The 11,787-nt window shown below is 66.3% G+C and carries 8 protein-coding genes; 4 read left to right on the top strand and 4 right to left on the bottom strand.

Going from position 1 to position 11,787, the window contains the following annotated elements; translation table 11 throughout:
* Nucleotides 1–21 precede the first annotated feature (21 nt).
* On the top strand, nt 22–1,290 hold the full coding sequence (gene fahA / locus RPB_RS04610; protein WP_011439809.1) for a fumarylacetoacetase: 1,269 nt from the start codon (nt 22–24) through the stop codon (nt 1,288–1,290).
* A gap of 285 nt (nt 1,291–1,575) precedes the next feature.
* On the opposite strand, the gene RPB_RS04615 is transcribed toward fahA, so the two are convergent.
* The 4 genes from RPB_RS04615 to RPB_RS04630 form a co-directional block, all read right to left on the bottom strand.
* The gene (locus RPB_RS04615) at nt 1,576–2,691 is read right to left on the bottom strand and encodes a CaiB/BaiF CoA transferase family protein (protein WP_011439810.1); all 1,116 of its coding nucleotides are present in this window, start codon (nt 2,689–2,691) and stop codon (nt 1,576–1,578) included.
* A gap of 437 nt (nt 2,692–3,128) precedes the next feature.
* Nucleotides 3,129–3,929 (bottom strand): FAD binding domain-containing protein, encoded by an 801-nt coding sequence (locus RPB_RS04620; RefSeq protein ID WP_011439811.1) that lies wholly within the window; start codon nt 3,927–3,929, stop codon nt 3,129–3,131.
* Between the two features lie 13 nt (nt 3,930–3,942).
* Nucleotides 3,943–6,285, bottom strand: a complete 2,343-nt coding sequence (locus tag RPB_RS04625) for a xanthine dehydrogenase family protein molybdopterin-binding subunit (RefSeq protein WP_011439812.1) — start codon at nt 6,283–6,285, stop codon at nt 3,943–3,945.
* A gap of 103 nt (nt 6,286–6,388) precedes the next feature.
* Nucleotides 6,389–6,874, bottom strand: a complete 486-nt coding sequence (locus RPB_RS04630; RefSeq protein WP_011439813.1) for a (2Fe-2S)-binding protein — start codon at nt 6,872–6,874, stop codon at nt 6,389–6,391.
* A gap of 205 nt (nt 6,875–7,079) precedes the next feature.
* On the opposite strand from RPB_RS04630, the gene RPB_RS04635 reads away from it, so the two are divergent.
* The 3 genes from RPB_RS04635 (at nt 7,080) to otsB (ending at nt 11,655) form a co-directional block, all read left to right on the top strand.
* Entirely contained in the window at nt 7,080–9,149 is a 2,070-nt protein-coding gene (locus tag RPB_RS04635) for a methyl-accepting chemotaxis protein (protein WP_011439814.1), read from the top strand.
* A gap of 221 nt (nt 9,150–9,370) precedes the next feature.
* Nucleotides 9,371–10,852, top strand: a complete 1,482-nt coding sequence (locus tag RPB_RS04640) for an MFS transporter (RefSeq protein WP_011439815.1) — start codon at nt 9,371–9,373, stop codon at nt 10,850–10,852.
* Entirely contained in the window at nt 10,849–11,655 is an 807-nt protein-coding gene (gene otsB / locus RPB_RS04645) for a trehalose-phosphatase (RefSeq protein WP_011439816.1), read from the top strand. The genes RPB_RS04640 and otsB overlap by 4 nt, the downstream gene beginning before the upstream one ends.
* The last annotated feature ends 132 nt before the right edge of the window (nt 11,656–11,787 follow it).

Below are 11,787 nucleotides of genomic sequence, written 5' to 3' on the forward strand. Positions count from 1 at the left end.
CCCAACGTCCCAGGACCCTTCATGCACCCCAACGATCCGCGCCTGCGCTCCTTCGTCGATGTGAAACCGGAATCGGACTTTCCGATCCAGAACCTTCCCTACGGCGTGATCTCGACCGCGTCCGACCCTTCCCCGCGTGTCGGCGTCGCGATCGGCGATTTCGTGCTCGATCTCGCGGCGCTGCAGGCGGCCAAGCTGCTCGATCTGCCGGACGGCGTGTTCGCGCAATCGTCGATCAACGCCTTCATGGCGCTCGGGCTCGCAATGTGGAGCACGACACGGGCGCGGATCAGTGCGTTGCTGCGTCACGACAATCCCGAGCTGCGCGACGACGCCGCGCTGCGCGCGCGGGCGCTTGTTCCGATGAGTGACGCGAAGTTGCATCTGCCGCTGCGCGTCGAAGGCTTCACCGATTTCTACTCGTCGAAGGAACACGCCACCAATGTCGGCACGATGTTCCGCGACAAGACCAATCCGCTGCTGCCGAACTGGCTGCACATCCCGATCGGCTACAACGGCCGCGCCTCGACCGTCGTGGTCAGCGGCACCCAGATCCATCGTCCGCGCGGGCAGCTCAAGCCACCATCCGCCGAGCTGCCGAGCTTCGGCCCGTGCAAGCGGCTCGATTTCGAGCTGGAGATCGGCGTCGTGATCGGGCAGCCGTCGGCGATGGGCACGACGCTGACCGAACAGCAGGCCGAGGAGATGATCTTCGGCTTCACGCTGTTGAACGACTGGAGCGCGCGCGACATCCAGCAATGGGAGTATGTGCCGCTCGGGCCGTTCCAGGCGAAAGCGTTCGCCACCTCGATCAGCCCGTGGATCGTGACGCGCGAGGCGCTGGAGCCGTTTCGGGTTCACGGGCCCACGCAGGATCCTGTGCCTCTGCCCTATCTGCAGCAGCAGGGGCCTAACAACTACGACATGGCGCTGGAAGTGAACCTGCGCACGCCGGCCATGAACGCGCCGGCGCGGATCAGCGCGACGAATTTCAAATACATGTACTGGTCGTCAGTGCAGCAGCTGGTGCACCATGCCTCCAGCGGCTGCGCGATGAATGTCGGCGACCTGCTCGGCTCCGGCACCGTCTCGGGGCCGGCGAAGGATCAGCTCGGCAGCCTGCTGGAGCTGAGCTGGAACGGCGCCGAACCGGTGCAGCTCCCCGGCGGCGAGACCCGCGGCTTCCTCGACGACGGCGATTCGCTGATCATGCGCGGCTGGTGCCAGGCCGACGGCTACCGCGTCGGTTTCGGCGAGGTCGAGGGGACGATTCTGGCGGCGAAGAGCTGACGCTCTTTCCGCTCGCACGACTCTCGTTCGTCATTCCGGGGCGCTCACGTAGTGAGCGAACCCGGAATCCATAACCCCTGCACGGGTGTTCAGGAAGAGCGTGGCGGCCTCAACTCCCATCGCGAGTACCGGGAGTATGGATTCCGGGTTCGCGCTACGCGCGCCCCGGAATGACGGAAGGGCTCATTCAGGCGTCATTGCGAGCGAAGCGAAGCAATCCATGCCCCGGCTGAGGCGTTGGATTGCTTCGTCGCTTTCGCTCCTCGCAATGACGGCGGTTGGGCGTTACTTCCCGCCCCATTCTTTCGCCAATCCTACCAGATCCGCCTGCAGCGGCGTGCGCACCGACGACGGCGTGCGGGAGAACCGCGGCGCCGGCGCCGGCTGGGTGTGGCCCTCGTGGGTGATGAACACTTCGCGCGCCACCATGTGCGGATGTTGCGTCGCTTCCGCCATCGTCAGCACCGGGGCGAAGCAGACGTCGGTGCCTTCCATCAGTTGGCACCATTCGTCGCGCGTCCTGGTCTTGAACACCGCGGTCAGCTTCTCTTTCAGGGCGGGCCAGTTCTTCGGATCCATCTGGCCGTCATATTGCGGATCGGTCAGGCCGGCGAGTTCGCGCAACAGCTTGTAGAACTGCGGCTCGATCGAGCCGATCGAGACGAAATGCCCGTCCTTGCATTCGTACACGCCGTAGAAATGCGCGCCGCCGTCGAGCATGTTGCTCTCGCGGCCTTCCTGCCAGCGCCCGGCCGAGGTCATGTCGAAGAACATCGTGATCAGCGAGGCGGCGCCGTCGCACATCGCGGCGTCGACCACCTGGCCCTTGCCGGAGCTCTTGGCCTCGAGCAGCGCGGCGAGCATCCCGACGACGAGATACATCGAGCCGCCGCCGAAATCGCCGACCAGATTGAGCGGCGGCACCGGCTTCTCGGCCGGGCCGATCGCCGCCAGCGCGCCGGTGATCGAGATGTAGTTGATGTCGTGGCCGGCGGCCTGCGCCAGCGGGCCGGTCTGGCCCCAGCCGGTCATGCGGCCGTAGACCAGCTTCGGATTGCGGCCGAGCACCACATCCGGGCCGAGGCCGAGCCGCTCCATCACGCCGGGGCGATAGCCCTCGATCAGCGCGTCGGCATTGTCGAGCAGCGCCAGCACGCCGTCGAGCGACGCCTTGTCCTTGAGGTCGACTACGACGATCTTGCGGCCGCGGGCGGCGGCGCCGCGCGGCGTCTGGCCGGCGCGCGTCAGCGTGATCACTTCGGCGCCCATGTCGGCCAGCAGCATCGCGCCGAACGGCCCCGGGCCGATGCCGGCGAATTCGACGATGCGGATGCCGGCGAGCGGTCCGCTGGCGCGGCCGGAGGTCTGCGGCTTCTTGGAGGCGGTCGCTGTGTCTTGCACCTTGGGTGTCCATTGTTGTTGTCCGCAGCGCGCGGAGCGGTTGTGGTTGCGGTCAATCATCATGGCTGGCGGTCTTCGGGCAAGTGACTTTTCGCCCCATCGCCGCATGACCCCATGCGACCGCGCCGCACAAATCCAAACGGCGCGCCTTGCGCGCGCCGTTTGCCGTGACGTGGAAAGCTCGAGGTGGACAGCCCGATGCGGACATCGGTCGGCAGGGCCATCTCGTGCGCGCGTTGACGGCCGCTGCGAGGACACCCTCCCCTGGAGGGGGAGGGTCGCTCGCGTTAGCGAGCGGGGTGGGGTGGCGAAGAGTTCAGCCGCAATGCCCGCGGCTCACCCCACCCCGTCCCGCATCCCCGCTTCCGCGGGCTGCGTCCCGACCCTCCCCCTCCAGGGGAGGGTGAAGAGGGCGCCGGTGCGACAGCCCTCGAAGCTCAGCCCGCGGCGTCGACCGCGCGTTGCGCCATCACGCGGATCAGATTGGCGCGATAGTCCGAGCTGCCGTGGATGTCGGCCATCAGGCCGTCGTCGGAGACCTTCACATTGTCCAGCGCCGCCGCCGACCAGTTCGCCTTCAGCGCGTCCTCGATCACGCCGACCCGCATCACGCCGTTCTGCGATGCGCCGGTGGCGGCGACGCGGATCTCGCCGGACTTCAGCCGGGCGACGAACACCGCGGTCAGCGCGAAGCGCGACGCCGGATTGCGCATCTTGGCATAGCCGGCCTTCTCGGGGATCGGGAACGAGATCGCCGTGATGATCTCGTTGTCCTCGAGCGCGGTCATGAACAGTCCGTTGAAGAACTGGTCGGCCGGGATCTCGCGCTTGTTGGTCTTCACCGTGGCGTTGAGCGCCAGCACCGCGGCCGGATAGTCCGCGGCCGGGTCGTTGGTCGCGACCGAGCCGCCGATCGTGCCGCGATAGCGCACGGCCGGATCGCCGAGCACCGAGGTGAGATACGCGATCGCCGGAATCGTGCGCTTCACATCGGCATTGTGCATGATGTCGTAATAGGTGGTCGCCGCCTTGATGGTCAGCGCGTCGGCACTGGCCTCGATGCCGATCAACCCCGGGATGCGGGCGATGTCGATGACGTCGCTCGGCCCGGCGAGCCGCTGCTTCATCACCGGCAGCAGCGTGTGGCCGCCGGCGAGATATTTCGGATCGCTGCCCTTGCCGAACAGCGCGACGGCTTCCTCGACCGACGAGGGGCGGTGATAGTTGGTGGAATACATGCTGTGTCCTCCCTCAGGCCGCTTGGATCGCGTGCCACACCCGGTCGGGCGTCGCCGGCATTTCGAGCTTGTTGTTGCCGATCGCGTCGGTGATGGCGTTGATCACCGCCGCCGAGGCGCCGATCGCGCCGGCCTCGCCGCAGCCCTTGACGCCGAGCGGATTGCCCGGACACAGCGTCTCGGTGTGCGACACCTTGAACGACGGCACGTCGTCGGCGCGCGGCATCGCGTAGTCCATGAACGACGCGGTGACGAGCTGGCCGGTGTCGTCGTAGATCGCCTGCTCCAGCAGCGCCTGGCCGATGCCCTGGACGAGGCCGCCATGGACCTGGCCTTCGACGATCATCGGATTGATCAGCCGGCCGAAATCATCGACCGCGACGAAATTGACGAACGAGGTCTTGCCGGTGCCGGGATCGACTTCGAGCTCGCAGATGTAGGAGCCGGCCGGGAACGTGAAGTTGGTCGGATCGTAGAACGCGCTCTCCTTCAGGCCGGGCTCCATGCCGTCGGGCAGATTGTGCGCCGTGTAGGCGGCCAGCGCCACCATCGGCAGCGCGATCGACTTGTCGGTGCCGGTGACCTTGAACTCGCCGTTCTCGATGACGATGTCGCCCTCGCTGGCCTCGAGCTGATGCGCCGCGATCTTCTTGGCCTTGGCCTCGACCTTCTCCATCGCCTTGAAGATCGCCGACATGCCGACCGCGGCGGAGCGCGAGCCGTAGGTGCCCATGCCGAACTGCACCTTGTCGGTGTCGCCGTGCACGATCGACACCTGGTTGATCGGAATGCCGAGGCGATCGGCGACCAATTGGGCGAAGGTGGTCTCGTGGCCCTGGCCGTGGCTGTGCGAACCGGTCAGGATCTCGATGGTGCCGACCGGGTTGACGCGCACCTCCGCGGATTCCCACAGACCGACGCCGGCGCCGAGCGAGCCCACCGCTTTCGAGGGCGCGATGCCGCAGGCCTCGATGTAGCAGGAGAAGCCGAGCCCGCGCAGCTTGCCCTCGGCCTTGGCCTTGGCCTTGCGCGCCGGGAAGCCGGCATAGTCGGCGGCCTTCAGCGCGGCGTCGAGCGACGCGTTGAAGTCGCCGATGTCGTAGGCCATGATCACCGGGGTCTGATGCGGGAACTGGGTGATGAAGTTCTTGCGCCGCAGCTCGGCCGGGTCGACCTTGAGCTGCCGCGCCGCGGTCTCGACCAGCCGCTCCAGCAGGTAGCACGCCTCGGGCCGCCCGGCGCCGCGATAGGCGTCGACCGGCGTGGTGTTGGTGTAGACGCCGATCACCTCGGTGTAGATCGCCGGGATGTTGTACTGGCCCGACAGCAGCGTGGCGTAGAGATAAGTCGGTACCGAGGACGAGAACAGCGACATGTAGGCGCCGAAATTGGCGTGGGTCGTCACCCGCAGCGCCAGCATCTTGTTGTCCTTGTCGAACGCCATCTCGGCCTTGGAGACGTGGTCGCGGCCGTGGGCGTCGGTCAGGAACGCCTCGTTGCGGTCGCCGGTCCATTTCACCGGGCGGCCGACCTTCTTGGAGGCCCACAGCGCCACCATCTCTTCCGGATAGATGAAGATCTTGGAGCCGAAGCCGCCGCCGACGTCGGGCGCCACCACCCGCAGCTTGTGCTCGGGCGCGATGTTGTAGAACGCCGACAGCACCAGCCGGGCGACGTGCGGATTTTGCGACGTGGTGTACAGCGTGAAGTGCTCTTCCGCCTCGTTGTAGTCGGCGAGTGCGGCGCGCGGCTCCATCGCGTTCGGCACCAGCCGGTTGTTGGTCAGTTCGAACGACACCACATTGGCGGCCTTGCCGAAGGCCTCGTCGACCGCCTTCTGGTCGCCGATCTCCCAGTCATAGACGATGTTGCCGGGGGCCTCGGGATGAAGCTGCGGCGCGCCGGGCGCGATCGCGGCCTTGACATCGGCGACGGCAGGCAGCTCTTCGTACTCCACCACGATCGCCTCGGCGGCGTCGCGGGCGAGGTTTCGGGTCTCGGCGATCACCACCGCGACCGCCTGGCCGACGAAGCGCACCGTCTCCGGCGCCATCGCCGGCCACGCGCCCATCTTCATCGCCGAGCCGTCCTTGGAGTGGATCGCCCAGCCGCAGATCAGATTGCCGACCTTGTCGTCGACGATCTGCTGCCCGGTCAGCACGTCGACCACCCCAGGCATCGCCTTGGCGGCCTCGACGTCGATGCGCTTGATCCTGGCGTGGGCATGCGGGCTGCGCAGGAAATACGCATGCGTCATGCCGATGATCTTGATGTCGTCGACATAGCGGCCCTTGCCGGTGATGAAGCGACGGTCTTCCTTGCGCACGACGCTCGCGCCGATGCCCTCGATGCCCATTGTGTTTGCTCCCTGTCCGACTGCGTCGGCCGCGACGTCGACGACGCGGGCGCAGCTCGATTGAGTTGATACGTGACGAAAACGGCGGAGGCGGCAGCGCGGCCTATTCGGCGGCCTGCGCCATCTTCATGCGGGAGGCGGCGTCCAGCACCGATTTGACGATGTTGTGATAGCCGGTGCAGCGGCAGATATTGCCTTCGAGCTCGTGGCGGACGGTGTCCTCGTCGAGATCGGCGCCGTGCCGGTTGACGATGTCGATCGCCGACATGATCATGCCGGGCGTGCAATAGCCGCATTGCAGGCCGTGATTGTCGCGGAATGCCGCCTGCATCGGGTGCAGCTCGTCGCCCCGGGAGATGCCTTCGATCGTGGTGATGTTGGCGCCGTCGGCCTGGCCGACCAGCGTCGTGCAGGACTTCACCGCGCGACCGTCGATGTGGACGATGCAGGCGCCGCACTGGCTGGTGTCGCAGCCGACATGGGTGCCGGTCAGGTTCAGATGATCGCGCAGCAATTGGACGAGGAGGGTTCGATCCTCGACCTCCGCCGTGACGGCTTTCCCGTTGACAGTCATAGAGACTTTGGACACGCGCAGTCCTCCCGCTGAATTTTTAATTGTTCCAATTAGAAGCACGGACGCGGGACTTTGCAACTGGCATTTTCTGCGATGGAGCGTTCGGCGCGGATATTTTTCCTGACGTTTTGATGACATCTCGGCCGCAATAATGTCCTGCCTTCGACCGGAACAATTTACCGCCGCTTAGAAAATACCCCGTATTTTCCCGAGGTGCCGGATGGTTCTGCGGGACAGGTGCAATCACGTGAATAAATCTGACGTTTTGGGATCGCGGCAGCGCGGAGTGCTGCCCGCGTTGCGGTTTCGCGGCAAGGTCACGCTCGGCTTTGCCGTCGCGCTCGGGCTATCGGCCATCAGCATGGGCCTCGCCGTCGTCGCCTTCGAGCGTGTCTCGGATGTCGTCGCCGGCTATCGTGAGGGGGTCGACGAGTCCGATGCCGCACGAAATATCGATCAGGCGTTGACGGTTTTCCAGGCACGTGCCCGTTACTATGTTCTCACCGGCAAGGACGACGACGCCAAGGCGGCGCTGGCGGCCCAGGCAGCGCTGAGCGCCGCGATCGATAGGTCGATGCAGACTGCGAAGACGCCGGAGCAACGCGAGCGGGTCACCAAGCTGGCGGCGGAATTCGACGGCTTCGCCAAGCGGTTCGCCGAGATCCAGGCGCTGAAAACGGAAAGCGCGATGCTGGTTCAGGACCGACTGGTCCGCGGCGGCAACAGTCTGCGCTACAAGATCGACGACCTCGCCAACTCGGCGGGCGGCAACGACCTTCGCGCCGTCGAGGCCGGCGCCAAGCAGGTATCGATCCAGTTCGTGGCCGCCGCGACCATGGTGACGACGTTCATCAGCAGTTGGGACCGCAACGTTTCCAATAGCGCGATCGCAAGGCTCAAATTCATCGACAACTCCCTGAATGCGATCGCGCCGGAAACGCCTGATGTCGCCGCGCGGCTGAAGGACATCTCGGCGGGATTGGCCGACTACATCGCGGCTCTGGTCAAAGTGGTCGCAGATTCGCGCGCGGTGGAATCGCGCGTCGCGCAGATGACGCAGATGGCCGAGGTCGTGATCCGGGATTCGCAGACCATGAAGGCCGAACTCGTCGCCGATCAGCGGCGATTGGCGCAGGCCTCCGACGCCACGATCGCCGCGACCAAGACCATGGTGGTGACGCTCGGCGCCGGCAGCTTCCTGCTCGGCGTCATCCTCGCCTTCGTGCTCGGGCGCAGCATCTCGCGGCCGATGCAGGCGATGTGCGGGGCGATGCGCAAGCTCGCGGACGGCGAGTTCGACGTCGTGCTCCCCGGACTGGGCCGCAGGGACGAGATCGGCGACATGGCGGCGGCGGTCGAGGCGTTCAAGGTTCAGGCCGCGCGCAAGGCCGAGCAGGACGCGGTGGCACGCGAAGCCGAGGCCAGCGCCGGCCGCGAAGCGCGCAGGGCGGAACTGATCAGATTCGCCGGCGAGTTCGAAACCGCGGTGGGGGCGATCGTGGCGAATGTTGCGGACGCCGCAGGACAGCTCGAACAAGCGGCCGACACGCTGACCCGCACCGCCGAGACCACCCAGAGCCTTTCGGGCGCAGTGGCCGGCACTTCGCGGCAGGCTTCGACCGATGTGCAGTCGGTCGCGACCGCTACCGAGCAGCTCTCTGTCTCGGTCGGCGAGATCGGCCGCCAGGTCGGACAATCGAGCCAGATCGCCGAAAGTGCGGTCGAGCAGGCGCAGGAAACCGACGGGCGGATCGGTCAGCTGACGCTCGCCGCGCAGCAGATCGGCGCCGTCATTCAGTTGATCACCGCGATCGCCGAGCAGACCAACCTGCTCGCGCTCAACGCCACGATCGAAGCGGCACGCGCCGGTGATGCCGGCCGCGGCTTCGCCGTGGTGGCGGCCGAAGTGAAGTCGCTGGCGAGCCAGACCGCGAAGGCGACCGACGACATCTCCGCACAGGTCGCCGACATGCAGCAGGCGACGCGCGACTCCGTCGGCGCGATCAAGAAGATCGGCGAGACGATCTCGCGGATCTCGACCATCTCGGCTTCGATCGCCGGTGCGGTGGCCGAGCAGGACGCCGCGACCCGGGAAATCGCCCGCAGCGTTCAGAGCGTCGCGCTCGGCACGCAGCAGGTCGCCGGCAACATCGACGAGGTCAACCGCGGCGCGTCCGAGACCGGCGCGGCGTCGGCACAGGTGCTGCATTCGGCGCGCGGTCTGTCGTCGGAAAGCGCGCGGTTGCGGGCCGAGCTCGATCGCTTCATGGCCAATATCCGCGCGGCCTGAGCGCAAACAGCCTCGCCCGGAGGCCCTCAGACAAGCGTGCGAGCCGACCGCTGCCGGCTCGCAACGTCACGTAGGCCAGGCCTCGTGACGGTAAAGGGGACCTCGAGTCGGAAGATCGGGAACCGTTGCGGCCCCGTTCCGTTAGCCTGCGACCGGTCCGTCCTGGGTGACGGATCGCCACGTTCGGCGCTTGCGGCGTGGCTCAACGCCGGAGCGAGGTAATGGCCGTTTCCACAAGCGCCGCTTGGACGCAACCACCACCGGCCCCGCGCGTCGGCGGTTGCATCATTGAAACCGACATTCCGGCGCGGCTGGACGGCCTGCTGTGGAGCGGCTTTCATACCCGCGTGGTGGTCGCGCTCGGCGTCACCTGGATTCTGGACGGTCTCGAAGTGACGCTCGCCGGCACGCTCTCGGGCGCGCTGAAGCAGCAGCTTCAGTTCTCCAACCTCGATGTCGGCGTCGCCAACAGCGCCTATCTCGCCGGCGCGGTGCTCGGCGCGCTCGGCTTCGGCTGGCTGACCGACCGGATCGGCCGCAAGAAACTGTTCTTCATCACGCTGGCGCTGTATCTCGCCGCGACCGCGGCGACGGCGCTGTCCTGGAATGTCTGGAGCTACGCGCTGTTTCGATTTCTCACCGGAGCCGGCATCGGCGGCGAATACACCGCCATCAACTCGACGATCCAGGAGCTGATGCCGGCGCGCTATCGCGGCTGGACCGATCTGGTGATCAACGGCAGCTTCTGGCTCGGCGCGGCGCTCGGTGCGGTCTGCGCCATCGTGCTGCTCGACCCGGCGGTGATCGATCCCGAATATGGCTGGCGGCTCGCTTACTTCACCGGCGCCGTGCTCGGCATCGTGGTGTTCGTGATGCGGTTGTGGATTCCGGAAAGCCCGCGCTGGCTCATGATTCACGGCCGCCCGGAACAGGCCGAGGCGATCGTCGCCGAGATCGAGCGGACGGCGCGGATCGCAACCGAGCCGGAGCATCGCATCAAGTCGAAGATCCGCCTGCAGATGCGCAGCCACACGCCGCTGCGCGAGGTCGCGCACACGCTGCTCACCACATACAGGCAACGTTCGTTCGTCGGACTGACGCTGATGGCGGCGCAGGCGTTCTTCTACAATGCGATCTTCTTCACCTACGCGCTGATCCTGACCGACTTCTTCGGCATTCCGTCCAGCCATATCGGCTGGTACATCCTGCCGTTCGCCGCCGGCAATTTTCTCGGGCCGTTGCTGCTCGGTCGATTGTTCGATACGCTCGGCCGCCGCAAGATGATCGCGTTCACCTACGGCATCTCGGGACTGCTGCTCGCCGGCTCCGGCTATCTGTTCTCGATCGGTGCGCTGACCGCGCAGAGCCAGACGATCGCCTGGATGGTGATCTTCTTCTTCGCATCGCCGGCCGCGAGCGCGGCCTATCTCACGGTCAGCGAGACCTTCCCGCTCGAGGTTCGTGCGCTGGCGATCGCGATCTTCTACGCGATCGGCACAGGAATCGGCGGCGTCGCCGGCCCGGCGCTGTTCGGCGCGCTGATCGATACCGGATCGCGCACCACCGTGTTCGCCGGCTATCTGCTCGGCGCGGCTCTGATGATCGTCGCCGCAATGGTCGGTTGGCGTTATGGTGTGGCGGCCGAACGCAGGTCGCTGGAACAAGTGGCGCGGCCGCTGGCCGCCATAGAGGAAAACCGATGACTTCGAATCTCGCCGACGACGCCTCGCGGCCGACTACCAATTCCGTACCGGTGCCGAGCGCGCTGGTGCCGCATCTCGATCAGTGCGCGCTGCTGCTCGATATCGACGGCACGCTGCTCGACCTCGCGCCGACGCCGCGCGAAGTCTGGGTGCCGCCGGAACTCGAACAGACGCTGCGCGCGCTGCACGAGCGCACCTCCGGCGCGCTGGCGCTGGTCAGCGGCCGTTCGATCAACGATATCGATCTGATCTTCGCGCCGCTGAAACTGCCCGCCGTCGGCGGCCACGGCGCCGAGATGCGGCTGTTGTCCAGCGCCGAACAGGTCGCGACCCGCGCGCCGCCGCTGGACCCCGACTTGAAAAATCGTCTCGCCGCGATCGCGCGGATCAGTCCCGGCATTCTGCTCGAAGACAAAGGCTACTCGCTGGCGCTGCACTACCGTCTGGCGCCGCACACCGAGAAAGCGATCTACGAATCCGTCGCCGCGATCCGCGCCGAGAATCCGCACGCGCCGCTCGAAGTGCTGCCGGGCAAGTCGGTGTGCGAGATCAAGCATGCCGGCGTCACCAAGGCGACCGGCGTGCTCGAACTGATGAATCACGAACCGTTCAAAGGTCGGCGCCCGGTGTTCCTGGGCGACGACGTCACCGACGAGACGGTGTTCGCGATCATGCCGGAACTACGCGGTCTGGCATTTTCGGTGGGCCGCCACAGCGACATCGTCGCGGGACATTTCGACGAGCCGCGCGATGTGCGGGCCTGGCTGGCGCGGTTGCTCGATCCACAGTTAGCCCCAGGTTAGCCCCAAGTTAGCCGCAACACGTCGGGGTTCCGCGTCGATCCGTGTCGTGCCGCAAAGTCGTTCAATTTGCGCCATGGAACGAACTTGATGAACGGTTGTTAATAAGGGCAAATCAACAGGGGCGCGGAGGGA

It is taken from the genome of Rhodopseudomonas palustris HaA2 (genome assembly GCF_000013365.1).
Taxonomy (GTDB): Bacteria; Pseudomonadota; Alphaproteobacteria; order Rhizobiales; family Xanthobacteraceae; genus Rhodopseudomonas; species Rhodopseudomonas palustris_J.

Coding starts and splice junctions, on each gene's coding strand:
- fahA (WP_011439809.1), top strand. CDS start 22: ATGCACCCCAACGATCCGCGCCTGCGCTCCTTCGTCGATGTGAAACCG.
- RPB_RS04620 (WP_011439811.1), bottom strand. CDS start 3,929: ATGTATTCCACCAACTATCACCGCCCCTCGTCGGTCGAGGAAGCCGTC.
- RPB_RS04625 (WP_011439812.1), bottom strand. CDS start 6,285: ATGGGCATCGAGGGCATCGGCGCGAGCGTCGTGCGCAAGGAAGACCGT.
- RPB_RS04635 (WP_011439814.1), top strand. CDS start 7,080: ATGGTTCTGCGGGACAGGTGCAATCACGTGAATAAATCTGACGTTTTG.
- RPB_RS04640 (WP_011439815.1), top strand. CDS start 9,371: ATGGCCGTTTCCACAAGCGCCGCTTGGACGCAACCACCACCGGCCCCG.
- otsB (WP_011439816.1), top strand. CDS start 10,849: ATGACTTCGAATCTCGCCGACGACGCCTCGCGGCCGACTACCAATTCC.